Below are 22,656 nucleotides of genomic sequence, written 5' to 3'. Positions count from 1 at the left end.
GCGGGGGTGCGTTCGTCGGGCGTCAGCCCGCGATCCGGGCGTACACCGGGGTCCAGCCCGGAGCGACCCGCCGCGACCCGCCGGCATCCCCCCGAGCCCGCTCCGGGTCATCCCCGAAGGGAAACCCGGGGCCGCGGCTGACAGTGCGGGCAGCTGTACGAGGACCGGTTCATGAACGCCTCGCGGCGGATCGGCGCACCGCACCGGCGGCACGGCTCGCCCTCGCGGCCGTAGGCGTTGAGCGCCCGGTCGAAGTAGCCACTCTCGCCGTTGACGTTCACGTAGAGGGCGTCGAAGCTGGTGCCGCCCTGGCTGATCGCCTCGGCCAGCACGTCGCGGACGTGGCCGAGCAGGCGCTGCGCGGCCGGGCCGGTCAGCGCGTCGGTGGGTCGGCCGCCGTGCAGCCCGGCGCGCCAGAGCGCCTCGTCGGCGTAGATGTTGCCCACCCCGGAGATCAGGGTCTGGTCGAGCAGTGCCCGCTTCACCTCGGTGTGTCGGCGACGCAGCGCCGCGACGAACGCCGCGTCGGAGAACTCCGGGTCCATGGGGTCGCGGGCGATGTGCGAGATCTCGTCGGGCAGCTCGGCGCCGCCCTCGCTCACCGCGAGCCCGCCGAACGTGCGCTGGTCGACGAAGCGCAGCTCCGGACCGTCGTCGGAGAACCGGAACCGGACCCGCAGATGGGTCTCGTCAGTCGTGCCGGTCGGCTGGAGCAGCATCTGACCCGACATACCGAGGTGCCCGACTATCGCGTCCCCGCTGTCCAGTGGCAGCCACAGGTACTTGCCGCGGCGGCGGGCGTCGAGCACCGTCCGGCCGGCGAGCACGTCGGCGAAGTGCACGTCGCCCGGGACATGCCGACGGACCGCGCGCGGATGACGAACCTCGACCGAGGCGATCCGCCGGCCGACGACCCACTGGGCCAACCCCTGCCGGACGGTCTCCACCTCGGGCAGCTCAGGCACGTCGCCGCCCGGTCTCGTGGCCGTCGGCACCCCCGGCCGGCAGCGCCTGCGCCAGGTGGTCGGCCTGCTCGGCCTGAGCCGCCCGCTCGGCGCGCTGCAGCGGCCCGAACGGCTCGTCCCGGTCGACCGAGTCGTCCCGGTCGACCGGCTGGTCCTGGCGGTCGTCGCCGGTCCGGCCATCCTTGCCGTCGTCGCCGTTCTGGCCGTTCTGCTCGGCGAGCGTCCGCCAGGCGGCCTCGGCGGCCCGCTGCTCGGCCTCCTTCTTGCTGCGCCCCTCGGCGCCGCCGTACCTGTTGCCGGCCACCACCACCCAGGCGGTGAACGTCTTGAGGTGGTCCGGGCCGGTGCCCTCGATCCGGTACTCCGGAACGCCGAGCCCGAGCGCCGCCGTCAACTCCTGGAGGCTGGTCTTCCAGTCCAGTGCGGCCCCGCGACCGGCCGACTCGGCCATCAGCGGGTCGAAGAGCCGGTGGATGACGATCCCCGTGGTGTCCAGGCCGTACTGGAGGTAGATCGCGCCGAGCAGCGCCTCCAGCGTGTCGGCGAGGATGCTCGCCTTGTCCCGGCCACCCGTCGTCTCCTCACCCTTACCGAGCAGCAGATACGCGCCGAGCCCGTCCGGACCCAGACCGCGGGCCACGTCGGCGAGCGCCCGCATGTTGACCACGCTGGCGCGCAGCTTGGCCAGCTGCCCCTCGGGCAGATCCGGGTGGTTGTGGAAGAGCGCCGTGGTGATCACCACGCCGAGCACCGAGTCGCCGAGGAACTCCAGCCGCTCGTTGGTGGGCAGCCCGCCGTTCTCGTACGCGTACGACCGGTGGGTCAACGCGCGCTGGAGCAGCTCGGGTTCCAGGCTCACTCCGAAGGCGGCTTCCAGGTGACCGACGGACGCCCGCCGCCGCTTGTCGTTGCTCATGTGCGTACCTCGGTGTCGGTGGAGCGATCGGTGCGATCCGTCGCGGCGTCGCGATCGAGCAACGCGGAGACCAGATCGGTGGCGTGCCGCCGCCACAGGTGGGCGGCGAGAGCGATGCCGGAGGCGACGTCGTCGGCGCGGGCGGACCCGTGACACACGACCACCGTCCCCGCGACGCCCAACAGGGCCGCCGCGCGGGGCGCGCCACCCTCGGCAGGTGGGCCGCCGGCCATCGCGTACGCGCCCTCAATGGCCTTGAGCAGCACGTTACCGGTGAAGCCGTCGGTGACGACCACATCGGCGCGCGCGCCGAGGGCCACGTCGTACCCCTCAACCAGACCGACGTAGCGCGCCCCACCGGGCAGCGGTTCGACGGCGAGCAGAGGGTCGGTGGCGCGGCGGATCCGGTCGCCCTTGCCGGCCTCGGTACCGACCGAGAGCAGCCCGACCCGTGGCGCGGCGATCGCGTGGGCCACCGCCGCGTAGGCGGCGCCGAGCACGGCGTGGCGGACGAGGGTGGCCGGGCGGGGTTCCAGGGACCCGCCGACATCGAGCAGCACCACGGGCCCCGCCACGGCGGGCAGGGTGGCGGCCAGCGCGGGTTGGCGGATCTCCGGCGAACGGCCGAGGCCGAGCACGGCTGCGGTGACTGTGGCGCCGGTGGCACCGGCGGAGACCAGGGCGTCGGCGGTCCCGTCGCGGACGGCGGTGACCGCGGCCCGCACGGTGCTCTCGGCACGGGCTGCGCTGGGATGATCGGCCATACCGACGACATCACGGACGGGCCGCACCGTGATCCGGGCTCGTTGCGCCGGATCGAGGGCAGCAATCAACTCGTCGGCGACCTCGGTCGGACCGACGAGGAGCAGATGCAGGTCAGGGTCGGCGCGCATGGCCCGCAGAGCGCCGTCAACCACGACGGCGGGAGCGTCGTCCCCGCCGAGGAGGTCAACGGCGATCCGCGCGGCGCCCGGCTCCACCGGAACGCCGGCCGGAGTGGGCCGGCCGGCGTCGGAGGGAGCCGGAGCGCCGGGCGAATGCCAGGATGCGCGCGCCGCCCGACCTGGGGTCGGGGGTGTCACTCGGCGTCCAGGTCAGACCTCGAGAACCTGGCGGCCGTTGTAGGTGCCGCAGACGGAGCAGGCGGCGTGCGGCAGCTTCGGGGACTTGCACTGCGGGCACGCGACGGTCGCGACCACTGTCGCCTTCCAGTTCGCCCGGCGGGACCGGGTGTTGCTGCGCGACATCTTGCGCTTCGGGACGGCCACGGTTCTTACTCCTCTGTAACGGTCAGTTGCGACAGGCCCGCCCAACGCGGGTCGATCTGCTGGTGACTGTGGTCGGCCGGCAGATCGTCCCAGTGCGCCCCGCATTCGGGGCACAGTCCTGGGCAGTCCTCCCGGCAGAGCGGGTTGGTCGGCAGCGTGAGCACCAACGCGTCCCGCAGCGCCGGCTCCAGGTCGATCAGATCGCCCTGCATCCGGCCCACCTCGTCCTCGTCGGTCGTGGCGTCCGTGGTGCTGTCCTCGTACGCGTACAGCTCCTGGATCGTCACGCCCATCGAGTCGTTGATCTCGCGCAGGCAACGGCCGCACTCGCCCCGGACGGGACCGGTGATGGTCCCGGAGACGAGCACGCCCTCGGACACCGACTGCAACCTCAGATCGAGGTCGAGGTCCGCGCCCTCCGGCACGCCGATCAACTCCACACCGAGGTCCGCCGGTGCCGGCACGACCCGCTGGACCTCACGCAACGCGCCAGGGCGACGCGGCAGGTCCCTCGTGTCGAGGACCAACGGCGACCTGGGGTTGAGTGTCGATGGCGAGTGCTTGGGCATAGTTAGACTCCGGCCGGTGAGAGGCCGACAAAAAAGGTTACCTGGACGACCGCCGGACCGTCGAACCGGGGGCGACGCCCGCCTGAGAAGTCGGCTGGTGAGGTGCCGCTCAGAAGGGTAGCGGGCGTTCCGCCTCATCCCCAGCGAAGGTGCCGATCTCCCGCAGCGCGTGCATCTTGTCCCGGCCGCGCTCTATCGAGGCCAGCGCCCGGGTGAGGAACTGCTCGAAGTTGGCGAGCGCGGTGTCGACGTAGTCGTCGACCTCCTCACGCAGGCGCTGCGCCTCGGCACGGGCCTCGCCGATGATCCGGGCACCCTCGTGCTCGGCCGACACAGTGATCTCGTTCACCGAGACCAGGCGGGCGTGTTCTGCCTCACCCTCGCTGATGATCCGGTCCGCCTCGCGCTTGCCGGCCTCCATGATCTTGTCGCGCTCCTCCAGGAGCGCGGCGGCGCGACGCAGGTCGGCGGGGAGATCGGCACGCATCTCATCGAGGGCAGCGATCATCTCACCCCGGTCGACCATGCAGTTGTTGCGCGACATCGGGACGGAGCGGGCCTGCTCCAGGATGGCGATCAGTTCGTCGATGCGATCGAGCGGGTCCACCGGCTACCTCACTCCTGTCGTTCGTCGGCCGACCTCCATGATGCGGGCTACGGCCGTTCCCCGCGCCACCAATCATGTCGTGCCCGCCCCACCGCCGCCCCACTCGCCCCAACCCGGCGAGTCGCGACATAGTCACCCCCCGCCTCCCCCCACGCCGATCTTGCACTTCCGGCTGCGCCGAACCACCTCAAAAAGGGGCGATTCAGGAACCAGAAGTGCAAGATCGCGGGAGGTGACGGGGGTGAGAGGGTCAGGGGCGGGGGCCCAGGCGGGCCTGGAGGGCTTCGCGAACCGGGTCGGGGACGTGGGCGGAGATGTCGCCGCCCCACTTGGCCACGTCCTTGACCAGGCTCGACGAGAGGAACGAGTAGAGCGGGTTGGTCGGCATGAAGAGCGTCTCGACACCAGCCAGACCGATGTTCATCTGGGCCATCTGCAACTCGTAGTCGAAGTCGCTGACCGCCCGTAGACCCTTGATCAGCACACTGGCCTGCTGGGCCCGGCAGAAGTCCACCAGCAGCCCTCGGAACGACTCGACCCGCACGTTGCCGTACGACGAGGTCACCTCGCGGAGCATTTCGATGCGCTCCTCGACGGTGAACAGGCCACTCTTCGACTGATTCACCAGCACACCGACGATCACCTCATCGAAGAGCCGACTGGCCCGCCCAATGATGTCGAGGTGTCCGTTGGTGACCGGGTCGAACGAACCGGGACACACCGCACGTCTCATGATCGGCGACCGTACCAAAGGGTGGTCTCGCCGTATCGGCGACTGCGCTCGGCGGTGATCCCCTCCACCCAGTCGAACTCCCTGGTACGGCGGGACCGCTCCACCACCACGAGCGCGTCGGACGCCAGCCAGCCGCCGTCGACAAGCGCGGCCAACAGCGCGGTGATCTCCTCGTCCGGCACCGCGTACGGCGGGTCGGCGAAGACCACGTCGTACGGCTCGCCGTCCGGCCCGCCGGCCAGCACCGTCGCCACCTTGCCGGTGACCAGACGGGCCGCCGGTCCGGCGCGGAGGGCCGCCACGTTCTCCCGGATCACCCGGGCCGCCCGCGGGTCGGACTCGACAAGCAACACGTGCCGGGCCCCCCGGGACAGCGCCTCCAGACCGACCGCGCCAGAGCCGGCGTACAGGTCGGCGAAGCGGGCGCCGTCGAGATCGACCTCGGCCTGGACGGCGCTGAACAGCGCCTCCCGGACCCGGTCCGAGGTGGGTCGGGTGCCGGCGCCGGGGGGCGCGGCGATCCGCCGGCCACCGAGCGTCCCGGCCACGATCCGGGTCACCGTTTCCTCCTGCTCATGCCCGCGACGCTACGCGATGGGGCGCGGACCCGGTCCGGACGGCAGGGATCCGAGGAGTTGGCCAGCCGGCGCCGACGCGGAGCACCTGAGCAGCCCCGACGGCGCGGCATCCACGGTGGAACGGCGCGAGGCGGACCGTCCCCAGTGATCGAACCGACACCATCGGTATATCAAAGATCACGAATCGACTACATTGCCCGATGGCAATGATCTGAACTCCCCTCATTAACCACCCATCAGTACAGTCTCCCCCTGTCCCCGCTTTCGCCGCGGGAACACCACCGCGTCGCGCGACGCCCCGGTGAGCAGGTGACTCCCCGGTCACGATGTCTCCCGGCCTCCCGCCACGCGATCCGTACCCCCCTCACCAGGAGCAGGCGTGAACCCTCCCAAGTCTCCGTTCCGGCGCGTTGCGGCCATCGCCGCAGGCGCGTTGATCGGCATCGCCGGCGTCGGCGTCCTCGCGAGCCCCGCGAGTGCCCACCACCCCGAGCCCTCCGGCACCTACTGCCTGACCTCCGACGGCCAGGTCAAGGTGACCTGGACGGTCGGCAACAGCGAGGACATCGACGCGAAGATCACCAAGCTCGAGTCGACCGTCCCGGCCGACTTCACCGGCGGCCTGGCGAAGGACGCCACCCTCCCGGCGAAGGGCGAGGGCTTCCTCAGCGGCACCCAGGCCCACCGCTTCGACCAGAAGCGGCCGACGATCGAGCTGACCGTCGAGGCGCGCTGGGTGCGATCCGACCGGATCGTGACCGAGGAGCGGACCGTGGCCGCCGAGCCGAAGGGCACCTGCGCGGCAGAGGCCACGCCCTCGCCGAGCAGCCCGACGCCGACCGCCACTCCGACGGCGACCCCCACCCCGACCCCCACTGTCGCTTCTCCGTCGCCGAGCCAGCCTCCGACCCAGAGCCCGACCCCGACTGCCACCCCGGCTCCGGCGGAGCCGGTGGGCTCGGTCGAGTCGACCTGCGACAAGCTCACCTTCACGATCGAGAACCCCGCCGACGGTGAGACCGTCACCCTCACCCTGACCCCGAACAAGGGCGAGGTGAAGACGCTTGTCGTCAAGCCGGGCGAGACCGGTTCCGTCTCCTTCGACGCGACCGAGGGTCTCGTCGTCACGCCGGCCGCCGAGGGCCTCGACGACACCGCCCCGATCGCCTGGGAGCAGCCGGCTGACTGCGCCCCGGGTCAGGGTGGCGGCAAGGACGAGCCGGCTCTGCCGCTGACCGGTGCTGCCACCGGCGGCATCATCGCCGGCGCCGTGGTCCTGCTCGCCGCCGGTGCCGCCCTGTTCGTGGTGGCCCGTCGTCGTCGGGTTCGCTTCACCGCCTGAGACAACCCGCTCTGACAACTGAGGGCGCGCCGACCACCCGGTCGGCGCGCCCTCAGCCATGTGATGACCTACGCGGTCAGCCCTTCTCCAGGTACTCCGCGCGGTCCTCGTCCACAAGTGCGGCCACCGAGGCGGCCAGCGCCGGATTGCGTGCCAGCTCCGGGTCGTCCTCGATCAGGGTGATCGCCTCGGCGCGGGCGTCGCGGATCAGGTCGGCGTCGCGTCGCAGGGACAGCAACCGCAGATGCGAGCGGTGCCCGGACTGGGTGGCACCCAGCACATCGCCCTCGCGGCGCTGCTCCAGATCCAGTTCGGCGAGCTTGAAACCGTCGCTCGTGGACGCCACCGCGTCCAGTCGCTCCCGCGCCGACGACCCCTCGGCGGCCTCGCTGACCAGCAGGCAGAGCCCGGCGGCGGCACCCCGGCCGACCCGGCCCCGCAACTGGTGCAGCTGGGAGACACCGAACCGGTCGGCGTCCAGCACGATCATCACTGTCGCGTTCGGCACGTCCACGCCGACCTCGATGACTGTCGTCGCTACCAGCACGTCCAGGTCACCGGCTGCGAAGGACCGCATCACCGCGTCCTTCTCGTCGGCCGGCAGGCGACCGTGCAGCACCCCGATCCGCAGGCCGTGCAGCGGGCCCTCGGCCAGCAGCGGCGCCACCTCGGTCACCGCCAGCGGCGGCCGCCGGCCGTTGTCGTCCTCTGGTGGCGGCTCCTCGTCGGACACCGGCCCGTCCCCGATCCGCGGACACACCACGTACGCCTGGTGGCCGGCTGCCACCTCCTCGCGCAGCCGACGCCAGGCCCGGTCCAGGTAGGCCGGCTTCTCGGCGGCCGGCACCACGTGCGAGGCGATCGGCGACCGCCCCCGGGGGAGCTGGGAGAGGGTGGAGACCTCCAGGTCGCCGTAGACGGTCATCGCCACCGTGCGCGGGATCGGGGTGGCCGTCATCACCAGCACGTGCGGCGGCTGGTCGGCCTTGGCCCGGAGGGCGTCGCGCTGCTCCACGCCGAAGCGGTGCTGCTCGTCGACGACCACCAGGCCGAGGTCGGCGAAGTCGACCCCCTCGTAGAGCAGGGCGTGGGTGCCGAGCACGATGCCGGCGGCGCCGCTGGCCACCTCGCCGAGGGCCCGCCGGCGGGCCGCCGCGCCCAGTGAGCCGGTGACCAGCTCGACCCTTGTGGCGTGCTCGGCGGAGCCCAGCTCACCGGCCCGCCCGAGCGGTCCGAGCAGGTCGAGCATGCCGCGGAAATGCTGGGCGGCCAGCACCTCGGTGGGCGCCAGCAGTGCGGCCTGCCCGCCCGCGTCGACCACCTGGAGCATCGCCCGCAGCGCCACCACCGTCTTGCCCGAACCCACCTCGCCCTGCAACAGCCGGTGCATGGGGTGCGGGGTGGCCAGGTCCGCCGCGACCTCCACACCCACCTCACGCTGACCGGCCGTCAGCTCGTACGGGAGTCGGGCGTCGAAGGCTTCCAGCAGCCCGCCTGGGCGCGCCGGGCGGGGCCGGGCCGGCCAGTCGGCCGCCCGGTGCTTGCGCTGCACCAGGGTCACCTGGACGGCGAAGGCCTCGTCCCACTTGAGTCGCCGCCGCGCCTGGTGCAGCGCCTCCTTGCTGGACGGCCGGTGGATCTCGGTCAGCGCGGCACCCAGCCCGACCAGCTTGCGGCTGGCCCGCACGGTGCCCGGCAGTGGATCGTCCGGCGGGGTGAACGTGTCCAGGACGACGCGCACGCAGCGGGCGATCACCCAGGTCGGCACGGCCGCGGCGGCCGGGTAGACGGGGATCAGCGCCCCGGCGAACTCCTCGATGTCGTCGCTGACCGCCGCCTCGCCGTCGCCGCCCTCGCCGAGCAGGACGTACTCCGGGCCGTTGAGCTGCCGTTTGCCCCGGAACTCGGTGACCTTGCCGGCGAACAGACCCCACCGGCCGGGACGCAGCTCCCGCTCGCGCCACGCCTGGTTGCCGAAGAACGTCAACGTCAGCACCCCGCCGGAGCCGTCGCCGACGGTCACCTCCAGCAGGTTGCCTCGCCGCTGACGCATCGGGCGCACAGTGGTGCGCTGCACCTGGGCCAGCACGGTGACCTGCTCACCGACGTCCAGTGAGCGGATGTCGGTGTGCTCACCACGCTCGTCGTAGCGACGCGGGAAGTGGTAGACCAGGTCACCCGCGGTGTGCAGGTCGAGGTGCGAGGCCAGCGCCTTGGCTGTCTTGTCCCCGACCAGCTTCTTCAGCGGAGTGTCCACCGTGGCTGGTTCGCTCATTCGATCCCTACCAGGAGCGGATAAAACGGCTGGCCGCCCAGGTACGCGTGCACCTCGACGAACGGCCAGCGTCGCGCGACGTGCGCGCGGACGGCATCGGTGAGCCCGGCCGGTGCGTCCACCCCGGTCAGCAGGGTGACCATCTCGCCACCACCACCGAGCATCCGGTCGACCACTGCCGCACAGGTGTCGGTGAGGTCGGTGCCGATCAGGTGCACCTCCCCCTCCACCAGCGCCAGCACGTCACCGGGACGGCACGGGCCGGCCACGGTCAGCGCCTCCCGACTGGCATGGCAGACCTCGGCGTAACGGCAGGCGCCAGCCGCCTCGGCCATCGCGATGACGTCGTCCTCGAAACGGCGGTCACCGTCGCGGACCGCGAGGGCTGCGAGGGCCTGCACGGGCGAGCGGGTCGGCACGACGCTCACCTTGATGCCGTACTGATGGGCCTCGCGGGCGGCCGCGCTCGCCACCGCCTCGGTGTTGGCGTCGTTGGGCAGCACCACCACCCGGGCCGCGCCGGTGCTGCGGACGGCGTCCAGCAACTCACCGGTGGACGGGTTGGCCGGCACCACTGTGGCGCCCTCCGCGGCGAACAGGTCGGCGATGCCACCGCCGGTGGCCACCACCACCGCGGCCCGGCCGGCCACCACCGGGCCGGGGGGCGACGCCGGCTGGTCGGCGAAACGGGTCACCGAGATCCGGTACGGGCGGCCGGCGGCGACACCGGCCTCGACCGCCGCGCCCACGTCGTTGACGTGCACGTGCACGTTCCAGGTGCCTTCCGGCTCGCGCCCGTCGCCGACGACGACGAGAGAATCTCCCAGGGCGTCGAGTGCCCGCCGCAATCCGGCGACCGCCTCGACCCGGGCATCGAGCAGGAACTGCACCTCGTACGCGTACTCGTCGGAACCGGTCTCGCGGGCGACGGTGGCCGCCGGGCGGGCGGAGCGCGGCGGAGGCGCGGGCCGGGCCGCGCTCTCCCCGGTCAGCACCTCGACCAGGGCGTCGAGCAGCACGCAGAGCCCTCGGCCACCGGCGTCGACCACGCCTGCGCGGGCCAGCGCCGGAAGCTGCTGCGGGGTCCGGGCCAGCGCCTCGGCCGCCGCCCGGGCCGCGACGCCGGCCACCGCCGGCAGGTCGTCGCTGTCAGTGCCTTCGGCCGCGGTGGCAGCCGCCGCGACCACGGTGAGCACTGTGCCCTCGACCGGCCGGGAGACCGCGGCGTACGCGGCGGCGGTGCCGGACCGCAGCGCGGCGGCCAGCTCCCGGCCACGCACCGCCGGCACCCCGGCGACCTGGTCGGCGAAGCCACGCAGGATCTGCGAGAGGATCACCCCGGAGTTGCCCCGCGCGCCGAGCAGCGCGCCCTGGGCCATCAGCCGCAGCGCGTGCCCGTGTGCGGTCGGCCCACTGTCGGGGAGAGTGTCCAGATCCATGGCGAGGGCCTGCTGGGCCGAGGTGAGGGTGAGCACCAGGTTGGTGCCGGTGTCGCCGTCGGGCACCGGATAGACGTTGAGCTGGTCGATCTCGCCCTGGTGGCGCTTCAGTGCGGCCAACCCGCTCGCGCACCAGCGGCGGACCGCGGCGGCGTCGAGGGTGTCCAGCACGGGCAGAAGCCTACTGGCGCGCACCGACACCCGTCGGACTCGTCCGGCGTGTCCTCCACGCTCCGGTTCGGCGCTGGCCGTGGCGGGGACGAGCGCCTCCGGTACCCTTGCCGCCGGGCCGGCCCACCGTCGGGCGGACGGGCCCACGACCAGGCGCGAGCCGGGGCACGGACGAGCGCCGGACCGGGCCGGTTGGCCGGGTCGGCACGTCATCGGGTAACCTGACCAGGTTGCCCGGGCAGCACCTGCCGGCGACCTCATGAACGTATCAATCCCAGGAGTATCCCGTGGCTAGCGTGTGCGACGTCTGTGGCAAGGGACCGGGCTTCGGCCACAACGTGTCCCACTCGCACCGGCGGACCAACCGCCGCTGGAACCCGAACATCCAGTCGGTGCGTACCCCGGCCGGTGGCGGCAACACCAAGAAGTTGCAGGTCTGCACCTCGTGCATCAAGGCCGGCAAGGTCACCCGCGCCTGACGCGGTAGCACCAACCTTCTCGTACGGCTCAGCCGGCGGACCCTCGGGGTCCGCCGGCTCTGTCGTGTCCGCGGCGGACACCGAACGCCGACCGTGCCGGGCCCATCGGGCCCGGCACGCAGGTCAGAGGGTGCGGCCGAAGGAGACGCAGCCCTCCGCGTCCTTGTAGAAGCCGAAGTTCGGGATCCGCTCGTACCCGGCCGAGCCGTACATGGCGAGCGCCTCGGGCTGCTTGTCGCCGCATTCCAGGACCACCCGCTTGCGGCCCTGCTCACGGGCTGAGCGCTCGATGGCCGCCAGCACCGCGCGGGCCACACCCCGCCCCCGGGCCGCCGGTGCCGTGTACATCCGCTTCAGCTCCGCGGTGTCCGCGCCGTGGCTGCGCCAGCCCCCGCAGCCGACCGGCTCGCCGGCCAGGTAGGCGACGAGGAACGCGCCGTCGGGCGGCTCGAACTCGGCCGCGTCGACAGGGGTGTCGTCGCCGGAGCCGCCGTAGCGGACACCGAGGTCGGCCAGTGCGGCGTGGATCAGGTGCTGTGCCACCGGTGCGTCGAACCGCACCGCCCGGATCTCGATCTCACTCACGGTATCCAGGGTACGGCGGCGCGCGGGCCTCACCGGAAGTGGTCCCAGCCCACCGGGCCGTCGTAGGCGAGGCCGTCGACAGTCACGCCGGAACCGTCAGTGACCAGGCCGATCGGCCGCCAGCCCGGGGGCAGCGCCACCGCCGGGGGGAAGGTCGCGGCCAGCGCGTGGTCGTCGCCACCGGCCAGGATCCAGGTGTACGGGTCGACGCCGAGTGCCTGCGCCGCATCGGCCATCTGCCGGGGCACCTCGAACCCGTCCCGGCGTACGTCGATCGCCACACCGCTGGCCGCCGAGACGTGCCCGAGGTCGGCGAGGAGCCCGTCCGACACGTCGATCATGGAGGTGGCGCCGAGCTGGGCGGCCTGCGGGCCGGCCTGGTAGGGCACCTGCGGCCGCCGGTACGCCTCGACCAGCAGTCGGGGGGTACGGAAGCCCCGGGTCAGCACGGTCAGGCCGGCCGCCGCGTACCCGGTGCGCCCGGCCAGGGCGAGCACGTCCCCGGGTCGGGCGCCGGACCGCAGCACGGGCGGACGGCCCGCCAGGTCACCCAGCGCGGTGACCGCGACGGTCAGGGTGGGGCTTGCCGACATGTCGCCGCCGACGACACTCGCGCCGACCGTCGCCGCCTCCGCGGAGAGCCCGTCGGCCAACTCCTCCGCCCAGCCGGTGTCCAGGTCCGCCGGCATGCACAGGGCGACAAGCAGGGCGGTCGGCGTGGCACCCATCGCCGCGATGTCCGCCAGGTTGGCCGCTGCCGCCCGGTGCCCGACGTCGCGGGCCGAGGACCAGTCCCGCCGGAAGTGCCGTCCGTCGACGAGCACGTCGGTGGAGGCCGCCACCCGGCCGTCCGGCGTGGCCACCACCGCCGCGTCGTCGCCCGGGCCGAGCAGGGTCGTCGGCCCGTACGACAGCCGGGCGGTGATCTTCTCAATCAGCCCGAACTCCCCGATGCCGGACACACCGACGCCACCGCCGGCGTTCCGCCCGTGCTGCCCGGCTCCGCCGTGCTCGCTCACCGCTGCTCCTTGACCACCGATAGGGATCAGACCTGGTCCGTAAGGTAGTTTCACCCTTCGGGCCGCTCCCGGGCGGCGACGGACGGAGGTCGAGTCGTGGTACAGGCGTACATCCTCATCCAGACCGAGGTCGGCCGCGCACGTGACGTGGCGGGTCTCATCGCGGACATTCCCGGCGTGGTACGCGTCGACGCCGTCACCGGGCCGTACGACGTGGTCGTCCTCACCGAGGCGAACACCGTCGACGAGCTCGGCAAGCTCATCGTCAGCAAGGTGCAGATGGTGCCCGGCATCACCCGCACCCTCACGTGTTCGGTGGTGCGGCTGTAAGTGGACGAGATGACTACCTCCTCCTCTGCCCTGGACGACGACGCGGCGCGCGACGCGGCCGACGGGACGCCCGAGCCGGCTGACGGTAACCGTGAGTCGACCGATCCCGCCGCCGCCGCGCCGGCCGGCCGCGATCGGACCATGCGCGGGGCCGCCCTGCTGGCCACGTTGATCGCGCTGCCGATCACGCTGCTGGTGGCCGTGCTGGCCTTCAGCAAGCTCAGCCCGGGCACGCCGGCCGCCGCGCCGACACCCTCCGCGACCACCGCCCGGGTGCAGTCCACCACCCCTGTGCAGATGGCCGCCCCGGCGCTGGCCGCCCGCCCGGCCACTGTCTGCCGGGCCCTGCTCTCCCAACTCCCGGCGAGCATCCGCGACCTGGCCCAGCGGCCGGTCAGCGCCGGTCCGGAGCAGAACGCCGCGTACGGCGACCCCGCGCTCACCGTGGCCTGCGGCGGCACCGAGCCGGCCTTCCCCAGCACCGACGAGGTCTGGACGGTCAACCGGGTCTGCTGGCACCTGGCCGAGCAGGCCGACGAGGCGATCCTCTCCACTGTCGACCGGGAGACGCTGATCACCGTGCGCGTCCCGCGCTCGTACGAGCAGCCGTTGCAGTGGTTGCCGACGATCTCCAGCACGATCGTGGCGAGCGTGCCCTCCGGCGGCGCCATCCCGTCCGGCTGCCAGCGCTGACCTCGAACCGACTCCGCCCGCGCGGGCTGACCTGCGCGGGCGGGGCCGGACGGCTCAGTGCAGGCCGACGCCGCGCCGCTGGGCGGTACGGATCAGCCGGTTGACCAGCTTCGGGTACTCCAGGCCGGAGGCCGCCCACATCCGCGGGAACATCGACGTCGGGGTGAAGCCGGGCATCGTGTTGATCTCGTTGAGGTAGACGTCCAGCTCGGGGGTGACGAAGAAGTCGGCCCGGGCCAGACCGGCGCAGTCCAGCGCGGTGAACGCGCGGACCGCGTACTCCTGCACCTGGCGGGTCACCTTCTCCGGCAGGTTGGCCGGGATGTCGTACTCGCAGGAGTCGTCGAGGTACTTCGCCTCGAAGTCGTAGAAGTCGTGGTCGGTGACGACCCGCACCTCGGCCAGCACGGACGCCTCGGGCGCGCCACCGGCCTCACCCTCCAGCACACCGCACTCGATCTCGCGGCCGACGATCGCGGCCTCGATGATGACCTTCGGGTCGAACTGCCGGGCGGCGGCGACCGCCGCGTCCAACTGCGCCCAGTCGCTGACCTTGCTGACGCCGAACGACGACCCGGCCCGGGACGGCTTGACGAAGACCGGCAGACCCAGCCGCTCCTTGTCCTGCTCGCTGAGTGTCATCCCGTTGCGCAGCACGGCGTACGTGCCGACCGGGATGCCCTCGACGGCGCAGAGCTTCTTGGTGAACTCCTTGTCCATGGCGGCTGCGGAGGCGAACACGTTCGCCCCGACGTAGGGGATGCCGGCCATCTCCAGCATGCCCTGGATAGTGCCGTCCTCGCCGTAGGTGCCGTGCAGCACCGGGAAGACCACGTCCACGTCGGCAAGCGCCCGGGGGCCCTCGGTCGGGTCGAGCACCATCAGGCCGTTGCCAGTGGGGTCGGCGCGCAGCACGATGTCGTCGCCGGAGTCGGCGGTGATCTCCGGCAGCTGACGGGCGTTGATCGCGAGCTGGGCGGGGTCTCCGTTGGTCAGCACCCACTGGCCGGCCCGCGTGATGCCCACCGGCACCACCTCGAACTCGTCCGGGTCGAGTGCGCCGAACACGCTGCCGGCGCTGACGCAGGAGATGCCGTGCTCCGGGCTGCGGCCGCCGAAGACGATCGCCACGCGGGTCTTGCCTGGGGTGGTCACTCCGGTCACCTCTTCGTACGCGACTGCGGCTGGTCGTGCTCGCCGGTGGCGCTCACCCGGTTGACCTTACTGTGCGTGGCGACAGGGCGAGGCGATACCCGGCGAGCCACGGCACGACACGGCAATCGGTCATCAGAGGATATACGGTGCGTGATCGGACGGTGATGGTGTCGCGGACCGCTGACCTGTGCCCGCGCTCAGTCCCGGGAGTGCCGGCGGCCGACCGCGATCACCTTCACCCGCTGCCGGCCGGCCCGCACCATGCCCAGCGCCATGAACGCTCCGGCGATGCGGTCGGCGGCCTCCCGACTGCTGGCGCCGACGACCTGGCGGCGGCGTTCCGGCGCGACCCGCTCGTTGCGGTTGACGCCCTCGACGGGACGCACGTCGGTGAGCACCACGAGGAAGCGGGTCATCGCGCGCCGCCCGAGGGTACGGCGAGGGGCTCCGGGCGGGTTCGCACGTCGTCTCCTTCCGGCAGGCCGGGATGGAGGGGCGGCACGCGACGATCGGGTACGGGGGAGAAACCCGATCGCCGCGCGCCCCATCCCCTCCGGTCGCTCACCACCGCCGTCGCCACGACAACCGGCGGTGAGGACGCCATAACAGATTGACACGTGTACAGCCGTGAATGCAACTCTCATCGACGTTCTCTCATGCAGACGTTCCCGCAAATGTGTGCGACCATCGATGCATGGCTCCGAAGACCGCCCGTGCCCGCCGGCTCGGCATCGCCCTGCGCCACCACCGGGAAGCCGCCGGGCTGACGCTGGAGACCGCGGCGGATGAGATCAACAGCACCCGCAGCACCCTCTCCCGGTACGAGAACGCCCAGACCCTGATCAGCCCGGCCACCGTGCGCGCCCTGCTCACGTCGTACGGGGTGAGCGCCGAGGAGGTGGCCGCAGCGGTGCAGCTCGCCAAGGACGCCCGCAAACCGGGCTGGTGGGTGTCGTACTCCTACCTGCTGGATCCACGCACCATCGACTTCATCGCGCTGGAGGCCGAGGCGACAGCGATCGCCAACTTCGAGCCCTCGGTGGTGCCCGGCCTGTTGCAGACCGCGGACTACATCCGTGGCGTGATGCGCGGTGGGCCGCACACCCTCGGCGACGACCTGGTGGAGCAGCGGGTCAAGATCCGGCTCGACCGACAACAGCGGCTCACCAGCGACCAGCCGCCCATCCTCGACGCGATCATCGACGAGGGCGCGCTGCTACGCCCGGTCGGTGAGCCGTCGGTGATGAACGGGCAACTGCGGCACCTGGTCAAGATGGCCGAGTTGCCGAACATCAGCGTCCAGGTGATCCCGCTCTCCGCCGGCTACCACCGGGGCACCCGGGGTTCGCTGCACATTCTCGAGTTCGCCGACCCGGAGGACCCGATCATCGCGTCGGTGGAGACCGTCGCGGGTCAGATGATCCTCGACCGCGCCGGCGAGACGCGTACCTGCACCAAGATCATGGAGCATCTCCGAAGCGTGGCGCTCAGCCCGGCGGACAGCCGCGAGATGCTCCTGTCAGTCCTGAAGGGACGGTAGGACCGATGACACCGATGACCACAGCGGCCTTGGCCGCGGCGCCGTGGCGCAAGAGCAGCCGCAGCGGCGACGAAGGCGCCTGCGTGGAGGTCGCCGCCATCCCGCGGCTCGTGGCCGTCCGCGACTCCAAGGACCCGGCCGGACCGGCCCTGCTGTTCCCAACGGCGGCCTGGGCCGCCTTCGCCCAGGCGCCACCCCGGCGCTGACCAGATGTGTCGAGCCGGCGCGGGTCGAGGCCCGCGCCGGCTCAGGCAACCAGCGGGCTCGGCTCCGGAACGGCGCGTAGCGCCTCCAGCGCGGCGATCGCGACGCCTCGGGCACCCGCCATGTCCCGGTCCGGCACCAACGCGAAGGTGGCCACCGCAGCCTGCTCCTCGCGGAGCACTGTGTGCTCGCGGACCGTCGCCAGGAACCAGTCCCGGAACTCCGGCGCCGCCTCCACCACCCCGCCGCCGACGAAGTACGCGTGCGGGTCGGTGAAGTTCGCGGCGACGGTGAACAGCCGCCCCAATGCCATCGCCTGCTGGGTGAAGAGGTCCCGCGCGAGAGCGTCCTCGCGCTCGCCGTACCCCCGGACGAGTTTGGCGGCCCGGGCCACCGGCTCGGCGGTGAGCGGGTGGTCGGGGTACCGGGTCAGCCAGTACGGCAGCAGGTTGCGTTCGATGCCGGTCAGCGAGGCGATGCTCTCGACATCCCCGGTGAAGCCGCAGGCGCAGGTGGGTTCCGGCTGGTCCGGGCCGAGCAGCCCGCTCAGCGGGATGTGCACATGGCCCAGCTCCCCCGCCATCCCGGCGGCACCGGCGATCACCCGACCGCCCTCGACCACACCGCCGCCCAGGCCCGTGCCGACGATCGCGGACACCGACGAGCGGTTCATCGCGTCGGCGCCGAAGTGGACGTGGTGGGCGTAGAGCGCTGCCGCGTTGCCGTCGTTGTGATAGATCACCGGCAGGCCCAGCCGGCGCTCCAGCGCCCCTCGCACGTCGAAGCCGCGCCAGGCCGGTTGGGAGAAGTTGGTGGAGCCCCGCGACGAGATGACACCGTCGGCGCTGGCCGGGCCGGGAGTGTCCAGCCCGACCGCCCGGACCAGGTCCCGCGGCACGCCGGTCTGCGCCAGGGCACCGTCCAGCGCCCGCGCCAACGCCTCGATCGCCGCCTCCGGGCCGGACCGCACCTCGCTGGGGATCTCCAACAGCCCGTCCACCAGGAAGCGGCCGTCCACCGTCAGCACTGTGGCGTTGTTGCTGGTACCGCCGTTGTCCAGCCCGACGACCACCGGCACCCCTGCGCTGCCCACCGATACCGCCTCCCGCCGTCGTGAGTGTGAGCCGAGGCTAGTGCCAACCCCTCTCCCCCGCCACGCCCCGCCCCGCCCTCCCCGCGATCTTGCACTTACTGTCGCGACATAAAGGGCATTGCGCCTCATCTCGGCAACCGAATCTGCAAGATCGCCGGGGGATGGCCGTCAGGGGCGGCGAGCGGTCACCGCTGTGGCGTCCAGGTCATCGTCGTGGCGCACGGTCGGCAGCAGGCCGGCCGCTTCGAAGGCGTCACAGAGCGTGTCGACCTGGGTGGTGCCGGCTTCGACTACCAGGTGGCCGCCGGGGGCGAGCCACCCGGCCGCGTCGGCGCCCACCCGACGCAGCACGGAGAGCCCGTCCGGGCCGCCGTCGAGCGCCACCGGGGCCTCGTGCAGTCGCGCCTCCGGCGGCATCAGCGCGACCGCATCCGTCGGCACGTACGGGGCGTTGGCGACCACCAGGTCCAGCCGACCCCGCCACCGACCAGGTAGCGGCGCGAAGAGGTCACCCTCGTACACCTCGACGTCCAACCCGACGACGTTGCGGCGCGCACACGCCACGGCCGCCGGGTCGATGTCGGCGGCGGCCAGCCAGCGCGGCGCGAGCCGGTGCGCCAGCGCGACGGTGGTGGCCCCGGAGCCGCAGCACAGGTCGACGACTGCCGGCGCCACGCCGGTCAGCTCGGCCGCCACCTCGACCAGCAGGGCGGTCCGGGCACGGGGCACGAAGACGCCCTCATCGACGGCGATCCGCAGGCCGCAGAACTCCGCCCAGCCGAGCAGATACTCCAACGGTTCGCCGGCCACCCGACGGTCGGTCAGGTCGGCCAACGCCGCCGGGCTGCGTGCGGCGGCCAGCAGCAACTCGGCCTCGTCCTCGGCGTAGACGCAACCGGCGGCCCGCAACCGGCCGACCAGAGCGGCCCGGTCGGTGGGGGAAGGAAGCGCCATGGGAGACGTCAGACCGATCCGGCCACATCCAACGCGGCGGCGATGTCGGCCACCAGGTCCGCGGTGTCCTCCGCGCCACACGAGAGCCGGACGAAGCCGGGAGCGGTGTCGTCGCCCCACTGCGCCCGCCGGTCCGCCGTGGTGTGCAGGCCACCGAAGGAGGTCGCCGCCGCCACCAGCCGGGCGGCCTCGACGAATCGGCCCACCCGGTCGGCGTCGCCCAGGTCGAACGAGAGCACGCCCGGTATCCGGCGCATCTGCGCCGAGGCCACCGCGTACGCGGGGTCGTCCGGCCGCCCCGGCCACCGCAGGCCGGACACGTCCGACCGACCGGCGAGCAGGTCGGCGACAGCCGCGGCGTTCGCGCTCTGCCGCGCCAGCCGCAGGTCGAGAGTGGCAAGTGACCGGTGAGCCAGCCAGGCGTCGAACGCGCCCGGCACCGCCCCGGTGGTGGTACGCCAGGTCGTCACCGCGTCGATCAGCTCGGTGGACCGGCTGGCCAGGTAGCCCAGCAGCAGGTCGGAGTGGCCGGTGAGCGCCTTCGTGCCGGAGGCGACCACCAGGTCGGCACCGAGGTCCAGCGGGCGCTGACCCAGCGGGGTGGCAGTGGTGTTGTCCACCGCGAGCAACGCGCCGGCGGCGTGCGCCCGCTCGGCCAGGGCCGCCACGTCGACCACGTCGAGGCCCGGGTTGGCCGGCGTCTCCACAAGCACCAGCCGGACGCCCTCGAACGACGGGTACGGCCCGACGGTCGGCACGAACAGCACCCGAACGCCGATGGCCTCCAGCACACCTGTGGCGAACGCCCGGACCGGGAAGTAACCGTCGGTGGGCAGCACCACCGTGTCGCCCGGCCGCAGCAGGGTCAGCAGCAGGCCGGTGATGGCCGCCTGACCTGTCGCGAACACCCGGCAGTCACCGCCCTCCAACTCGCCCACCGCCGCCTCCAGCAGTCGGCGGGTCGGGTTGTCGGGGCGGCCGTAGCCGTTCGGCGACGCGCCCTGACCCTGGAACGGGTCGAGGTGGTACGGCGCGGCGAAGACCGGCCCGGGCAGGAACGGGTCTCCCGGGGCCGGCTCGGGCAGGCCGGCGCGTACGCAGCGGGTGCCGTCGCCCCACTCGCTCATCGGGTTCCTCACTCGTACGACTCGGGTTTGGCGGTGCGGCTCATCAGGGTCTCCACGGCGAGGCGCGGGTCCATCCCCTCGTGGCAGATCCGCTCGACGTGCTCGGTGATCGGCATCTCCACGCCGTGCGCCCGGGCCAGGTCGCGGATCGCCAGGCAGCTCTTCACGCCCTCGGCGGTCTGCCGGGTGGAGGCCTGCGCCTGCTCCAGCGTCTCGCCCCGGCCCAGATGCTCGCCGAAGGTGCGGTTGCGGGCCAGCGGGGACGAGCAGGAGGCGACCAGGTCGCCCATGCCGGCGAGGCCGGCGAAAGTGATCGGGTCCGCGCCGAGCGCCACGCCCAGCCGGGCCGTCTCGGCCAGCCCACGGGTCATCAGCATGGCCCGCGTGTTGTCGCCGAACCCCATCGCGGTGGCGATGCCGTACGACAGGGCGATCACGTTCTTGACAGCCCCGCCCAGCTCACAGCCGATCACGTCGTCGTTGGTGTACGGGCGCAGGTACGGCGTCCGGATCGACGACTGGACGAGCGTGGCGCGGTCGCTGTTCGTCCCGGCGACCACTGTCGCGGCGGGCTGCTCGGCGGCGATCTCCGGGGCCAGGTTCGGGCCGGACACGACCACCACCCGATCAGCGGCGACCCCGGCGGTCTCCACGATGACCTCGCTCATCCGCTTGGTGGTGCCCAGCTCGATGCCCTTCATCAACGACACCAGTGTGGAATCCGGGTGCAGGTACCGGGCCCATTCGGCGAGGTTGCCACGCAGGGTCTGCGACGGCACGGCCAGCACCACCACCTCGGCGCCGGTGATCGCCTCGGCGGCGTCGGCGGTCGCTGTGACACGGGCCGGCAGCAGCAGGTCAGGCAGGTACTCCGGATTGCGGCGCTCGGCCCGGATGCTCTCGGCGACCGGCGCACGGCGGGCCCACACCGTCACGTCCCGTCCCGCGTCCGCGAGGATCTTGGCGAACGCGGTGCCCCAGGAACCGGCACCGAGCACCGCCACATGACCGCTCATGCCACCGCTCCGCTTCGCTCCGCGGCGACCTGAGCGACACCACTACCGAACCCGATGATTCGCTCGCTCCGCTCGCTCATGCCGCGTCGTCCCGCTGCTCGCGGCCGACGGAGGACCGGGCCGGTCGCTCCCACAGTGGCGGCGGGGTACCGCCACGGATCTCGGCGAGCATGTCCCGCAGCCGCAACATGATGGTGTCCGTCATCTCCTCGAGGGTGGCCCGGGTCGGCTGGGCGTCCGCCCACCGGCTCAGGTCGATCGGCTCCCCGGCGGCAACTGTCACCGGGATCCGGGGGCGCAGGCTGACACGGGTCGTCCGTGGGTCGAAGATCCGTTCCGGCCCCCACATCACCACCGGTACGACCGGGGCGCCGGTGGCCAGGGCCAGCCGGGCCGCACCGGTTTTGGCCTTCATCGGCCAGAGATCCGGCTGTCGCGTGGTGGTGCCCTCAGGGTAGATCACCACCGCGCCGCCCTCCTCGAGCGCGGCGACAAGTGCGTCGAGCGAGCGGACGGCTTCCACGCTGCCCCGGTCGACAGGGATCTGCCGGCAGCGGTGCAGGATCCAGCCGACCACCGGAACCCGGAACACACTGGCCTTGCCCAGGTACTGCGGCCAGCGCCCGGAGTCGTAGATGAAGTGCGCGGACACCAGCGGGTCGGCGTGGGAGATGTGGTTCGCCACGATGATCATGCCGCCGTCGCGGTGGAGATGCTCCTGACCACGCCAGGTACGCCGGGTCCAGACGGTCATCACCGGCTTCACCAGCCCCACGGCGAACCGTTGCCAGAACCCCAGCCTCCGCCGTGCCACTGTGCCTCCTCAACGCGCCCCAACCCCGCCGCGAATCCCGCCAGCGACACCCGCAGCGGAAATCATGCCTGCTCGCCCCCGGTACGGCCAGCGAGGGGCCCGCCGTCCGGCTGGCAGGATTGCGGACGTGAGTCAGCCGAGGTGGGCCGTCGTGGTGCCGGTGAAGCAGCTGACCGCGGCCAAGAGCCGGCTGCGGGGCGCGCTGCCCGGCGTACCGCATGAGGAGCTGGCGCTGGCCCTGGCGGCCGACACGCTCCGCGCGGTGCTGGCCTGCCCGGCGGTCGCCGAGGCCCTGGTGGTGACGAACGACGCACGGGTGGCGGCGGAGGCGCGGGCCGCCGGCGCGCTGGTCATGCCCGACGAGCCGGACGCCGGCCTGAACGCAGCGTTCCGGCACGGGGCGGCCGGGGCCACCGCCGGTTGGGTGGCCGGGATCACCGCGGACGTGCCGGCGTTGCGCCCGGCCGAGTTGGCCGGCGCGCTGCTCGCGGCGCAGAACGGCCGACCCGGGGTACGCCGGTTCCTGCCGGACGCACCCGGCGGGGGCACGGTGCTGCTCACCGCCGGGCCGGGCGTGCCGCTGGATCCGCGCTTCGGGGTGGGCTCGGCGGTCGCGCACGCGGCGAGCGGGGCGTTGCCGCTCGACGGCGACTGGCCCAGCCTGCGCCGGGACGTGGACACCGCCGCGGACCTGGCCGACGCCACCCGGCTCGGGCTGGGGCCGCGCACTGCCGCACTCGTGGCCGCCGGACGCCCCGCCCGCGCCGCGGGCTGAGCCTGACAG

Annotated in this window: 26 protein-coding genes; 7 read left to right on the top strand and 19 right to left on the bottom strand. The window is 72.7% G+C overall.

Features of this window, described 5'->3' with window-relative positions; genetic code table 11:
- Positions 1 to 107: 107 nt before the first annotated feature.
- The 8 genes from mutM to rsmD form a co-directional block, all read right to left on the bottom strand.
- Positions 108 to 965 (bottom strand): bifunctional DNA-formamidopyrimidine glycosylase/DNA-(apurinic or apyrimidinic site) lyase, encoded by an 858-nt coding sequence (gene mutM, locus ACQP0U_RS06755; protein ID WP_433316740.1) that lies wholly within the window; start codon positions 963 to 965, stop codon positions 108 to 110.
- Positions 958 to 1,881 carry a ribonuclease III gene (rnc, locus tag ACQP0U_RS06750; protein ID WP_433316737.1) on the bottom strand — a complete coding sequence of 308 codons (924 nt, stop codon included), beginning with the start codon at positions 1,879 to 1,881 and terminating at the stop codon, positions 958 to 960. The genes mutM and rnc overlap by 8 nt, the downstream gene beginning before the upstream one ends.
- Positions 1,878 to 2,861: a phosphate acyltransferase PlsX gene (locus tag ACQP0U_RS06745; protein WP_433316735.1), complete on the bottom strand. Its 984-nt coding sequence runs from the start codon at positions 2,859 to 2,861 to the stop codon at positions 1,878 to 1,880. The genes rnc and ACQP0U_RS06745 overlap by 4 nt, the downstream gene beginning before the upstream one ends.
- Positions 2,862 to 2,975: 114 nt before the next feature.
- Positions 2,976 to 3,149 carry a 50S ribosomal protein L32 gene (gene rpmF / locus ACQP0U_RS06740; RefSeq protein WP_030335284.1) on the bottom strand — a complete coding sequence of 58 codons (174 nt, stop codon included), beginning with the start codon at positions 3,147 to 3,149 and terminating at the stop codon, positions 2,976 to 2,978.
- A gap of 5 nt (positions 3,150 to 3,154) precedes the next feature.
- Complete coding sequence (locus ACQP0U_RS06735; protein ID WP_110562455.1) at positions 3,155 to 3,718, bottom strand: YceD family protein; 564 nt, start codon at positions 3,716 to 3,718, stop codon at positions 3,155 to 3,157.
- A gap of 109 nt (positions 3,719 to 3,827) precedes the next feature.
- Positions 3,828 to 4,325 carry a hypothetical protein gene (locus tag ACQP0U_RS06730; protein ID WP_030335287.1) on the bottom strand — a complete coding sequence of 166 codons (498 nt, stop codon included), beginning with the start codon at positions 4,323 to 4,325 and terminating at the stop codon, positions 3,828 to 3,830.
- 250 nt (positions 4,326 to 4,575) lie between these two features.
- Positions 4,576 to 5,058, bottom strand: coding sequence for a pantetheine-phosphate adenylyltransferase (gene coaD / locus ACQP0U_RS06725; RefSeq protein WP_091393067.1), 483 nt, complete (start codon positions 5,056 to 5,058; stop codon positions 4,576 to 4,578).
- Positions 5,055 to 5,618 (bottom strand): 16S rRNA (guanine(966)-N(2))-methyltransferase RsmD, encoded by a 564-nt coding sequence (gene rsmD / locus ACQP0U_RS06720; protein WP_433316732.1) that lies wholly within the window; start codon positions 5,616 to 5,618, stop codon positions 5,055 to 5,057. The genes coaD and rsmD overlap by 4 nt, the downstream gene beginning before the upstream one ends.
- Before the next feature lie 397 nt (positions 5,619 to 6,015).
- Here rsmD and ACQP0U_RS06715 point away from each other — a divergent pair, with 397 nt between their 5' ends.
- Entirely contained in the window at positions 6,016 to 6,978 is a 963-nt protein-coding gene (locus tag ACQP0U_RS06715) for an LPXTG cell wall anchor domain-containing protein (protein WP_433316729.1), read from the top strand.
- A 76-nt stretch (positions 6,979 to 7,054) separates the two neighbouring features.
- Here ACQP0U_RS06715 and recG read toward each other — a convergent pair whose 3' ends face one another.
- Positions 7,055 to 9,253 (bottom strand): ATP-dependent DNA helicase RecG, encoded by a 2,199-nt coding sequence (gene recG, locus ACQP0U_RS06710; protein ID WP_433316727.1) that lies wholly within the window; start codon positions 9,251 to 9,253, stop codon positions 7,055 to 7,057.
- Positions 9,250 to 10,863 (bottom strand): DAK2 domain-containing protein, encoded by a 1,614-nt coding sequence (locus tag ACQP0U_RS06705; protein ID WP_433316725.1) that lies wholly within the window; start codon positions 10,861 to 10,863, stop codon positions 9,250 to 9,252. The genes recG and ACQP0U_RS06705 overlap by 4 nt, the downstream gene beginning before the upstream one ends.
- Before the next feature lie 287 nt (positions 10,864 to 11,150).
- Here ACQP0U_RS06705 and rpmB point away from each other — a divergent pair, with 287 nt between their 5' ends.
- Entirely contained in the window at positions 11,151 to 11,342 is a 192-nt protein-coding gene (gene rpmB / locus ACQP0U_RS06700) for a 50S ribosomal protein L28 (protein WP_007456456.1), read from the top strand.
- A 123-nt stretch (positions 11,343 to 11,465) separates the two neighbouring features.
- On the opposite strand, the gene ACQP0U_RS06695 is transcribed toward rpmB, so the two are convergent.
- Positions 11,466 to 11,927, bottom strand: a complete 462-nt coding sequence (locus ACQP0U_RS06695; protein WP_433316723.1) for a GNAT family N-acetyltransferase — start codon at positions 11,925 to 11,927, stop codon at positions 11,466 to 11,468.
- Between the two features lie 29 nt (positions 11,928 to 11,956).
- Entirely contained in the window at positions 11,957 to 12,946 is a 990-nt protein-coding gene (locus ACQP0U_RS06690; protein WP_433316721.1) for a thiamine-phosphate kinase, read from the bottom strand.
- Between the two features lie 96 nt (positions 12,947 to 13,042).
- On the opposite strand from ACQP0U_RS06690, the gene ACQP0U_RS06685 reads away from it, so the two are divergent.
- Positions 13,043 to 13,276, top strand: coding sequence for an Lrp/AsnC ligand binding domain-containing protein (locus ACQP0U_RS06685; RefSeq protein ID WP_030487446.1), 234 nt, complete (start codon positions 13,043 to 13,045; stop codon positions 13,274 to 13,276).
- A gap of 9 nt (positions 13,277 to 13,285) precedes the next feature.
- Entirely contained in the window at positions 13,286 to 13,969 is a 684-nt protein-coding gene (locus tag ACQP0U_RS06680; RefSeq protein WP_433316719.1) for a DUF3515 family protein, read from the top strand.
- Between the two features lie 54 nt (positions 13,970 to 14,023).
- Here the strand turns inward: ACQP0U_RS06680 and ACQP0U_RS06675 are convergent, their stop codons facing one another.
- On the bottom strand, positions 14,024 to 15,124 hold the full coding sequence (locus ACQP0U_RS06675; RefSeq protein ID WP_433316717.1) for a D-alanine--D-alanine ligase family protein: 1,101 nt from the start codon (positions 15,122 to 15,124) through the stop codon (positions 14,024 to 14,026).
- A 197-nt stretch (positions 15,125 to 15,321) separates the two neighbouring features.
- Positions 15,322 to 15,540, bottom strand: a complete 219-nt coding sequence (locus ACQP0U_RS06670) for a hypothetical protein (protein WP_030335309.1) — start codon at positions 15,538 to 15,540, stop codon at positions 15,322 to 15,324.
- A 278-nt stretch (positions 15,541 to 15,818) separates the two neighbouring features.
- Here ACQP0U_RS06670 and ACQP0U_RS06665 point away from each other — a divergent pair, with 278 nt between their 5' ends.
- Both ACQP0U_RS06665 and ACQP0U_RS06660 read left to right on the top strand, forming a co-directional pair.
- On the top strand, positions 15,819 to 16,664 hold the full coding sequence (locus ACQP0U_RS06665; RefSeq protein ID WP_433316715.1) for a helix-turn-helix domain-containing protein: 846 nt from the start codon (positions 15,819 to 15,821) through the stop codon (positions 16,662 to 16,664).
- Between the two features lie 5 nt (positions 16,665 to 16,669).
- The gene (locus tag ACQP0U_RS06660; RefSeq protein ID WP_433316714.1) at positions 16,670 to 16,870 is read left to right on the top strand and encodes a DUF397 domain-containing protein; all 201 of its coding nucleotides are present in this window, start codon (positions 16,670 to 16,672) and stop codon (positions 16,868 to 16,870) included.
- 41 nt (positions 16,871 to 16,911) lie between these two features.
- Here the strand turns inward: ACQP0U_RS06660 and ACQP0U_RS06655 are convergent, their stop codons facing one another.
- The 5 genes from ACQP0U_RS06655 to ACQP0U_RS06635 all read right to left on the bottom strand — a co-directional run bounded on the left by ACQP0U_RS06655 (position 16,912) and on the right by ACQP0U_RS06635 (position 21,872).
- A complete protein-coding gene (locus ACQP0U_RS06655; protein ID WP_433316711.1) occupies positions 16,912 to 17,961 on the bottom strand; it encodes an ROK family protein in 1,050 nt (349 codons plus the stop codon).
- Between the two features lie 168 nt (positions 17,962 to 18,129).
- Positions 18,130 to 18,915, bottom strand: a complete 786-nt coding sequence (locus ACQP0U_RS06650) for a putative protein N(5)-glutamine methyltransferase (RefSeq protein ID WP_433316709.1) — start codon at positions 18,913 to 18,915, stop codon at positions 18,130 to 18,132.
- Positions 18,916 to 18,923: 8 nt separating this feature from the next.
- Positions 18,924 to 20,042 (bottom strand): cystathionine gamma-lyase, encoded by a 1,119-nt coding sequence (locus ACQP0U_RS06645; protein ID WP_433316708.1) that lies wholly within the window; start codon positions 20,040 to 20,042, stop codon positions 18,924 to 18,926.
- Between the two features lie 8 nt (positions 20,043 to 20,050).
- Positions 20,051 to 21,058, bottom strand: a complete 1,008-nt coding sequence (locus tag ACQP0U_RS06640) for an NAD(P)H-dependent glycerol-3-phosphate dehydrogenase (protein WP_433316707.1) — start codon at positions 21,056 to 21,058, stop codon at positions 20,051 to 20,053.
- Between the two features lie 76 nt (positions 21,059 to 21,134).
- On the bottom strand, positions 21,135 to 21,872 hold the full coding sequence (locus ACQP0U_RS06635) for a lysophospholipid acyltransferase family protein (RefSeq protein ID WP_433316705.1): 738 nt from the start codon (positions 21,870 to 21,872) through the stop codon (positions 21,135 to 21,137).
- A gap of 127 nt (positions 21,873 to 21,999) precedes the next feature.
- Here ACQP0U_RS06635 and cofC point away from each other — a divergent pair, with 127 nt between their 5' ends.
- On the top strand, positions 22,000 to 22,647 hold the full coding sequence (gene cofC, locus ACQP0U_RS06630) for a 2-phospho-L-lactate guanylyltransferase (RefSeq protein WP_433316703.1): 648 nt from the start codon (positions 22,000 to 22,002) through the stop codon (positions 22,645 to 22,647).
- The last annotated feature ends 9 nt before the right edge of the window (positions 22,648 to 22,656 follow it).

It is taken from the genome of Micromonospora sp. CA-269861, assembly GCF_050948505.1.
Lineage (GTDB): Bacteria > Actinomycetota > Actinomycetes > Mycobacteriales > Micromonosporaceae > Micromonospora.
The sequence above is the reverse complement of the archived record's forward strand: the minus strand, read 5'-3'. Positions and strand labels throughout refer to the sequence as shown.

What these genes read in the sequence shown, in the direction of transcription:
- ACQP0U_RS06640 (WP_433316707.1), bottom strand. Translation starts at nt 21,058, where the DNA reads ATGAGCGGTCATGTGGCGGTGCTCGGTGCCGGTTCCTGGGGCACCGCG.
- ACQP0U_RS06645 (WP_433316708.1), bottom strand. Translation starts at nt 20,042, where the DNA reads ATGAGCGAGTGGGGCGACGGCACCCGCTGCGTACGCGCCGGCCTGCCC.
- ACQP0U_RS06680 (WP_433316719.1), top strand. Translation starts at nt 13,286, where the DNA reads ATGACTACCTCCTCCTCTGCCCTGGACGACGACGCGGCGCGCGACGCG.
- recG (WP_433316727.1), bottom strand. Translation starts at nt 9,253, where the DNA reads ATGAGCGAACCAGCCACGGTGGACACTCCGCTGAAGAAGCTGGTCGGG.
- ACQP0U_RS06670 (WP_030335309.1), bottom strand. Translation starts at nt 15,540, where the DNA reads ATGACCCGCTTCCTCGTGGTGCTCACCGACGTGCGTCCCGTCGAGGGC.
- ACQP0U_RS06735 (WP_110562455.1), bottom strand. Translation starts at nt 3,718, where the DNA reads ATGCCCAAGCACTCGCCATCGACACTCAACCCCAGGTCGCCGTTGGTC.
- coaD (WP_091393067.1), bottom strand. Translation starts at nt 5,058, where the DNA reads ATGAGACGTGCGGTGTGTCCCGGTTCGTTCGACCCGGTCACCAACGGA.
- ACQP0U_RS06660 (WP_433316714.1), top strand. Translation starts at nt 16,670, where the DNA reads ATGACACCGATGACCACAGCGGCCTTGGCCGCGGCGCCGTGGCGCAAG.
- rnc (WP_433316737.1), bottom strand. Translation starts at nt 1,881, where the DNA reads ATGAGCAACGACAAGCGGCGGCGGGCGTCCGTCGGTCACCTGGAAGCC.
- ACQP0U_RS06665 (WP_433316715.1), top strand. Translation starts at nt 15,819, where the DNA reads ATGGCTCCGAAGACCGCCCGTGCCCGCCGGCTCGGCATCGCCCTGCGC.
- ACQP0U_RS06650 (WP_433316709.1), bottom strand. Translation starts at nt 18,915, where the DNA reads ATGGCGCTTCCTTCCCCCACCGACCGGGCCGCTCTGGTCGGCCGGTTG.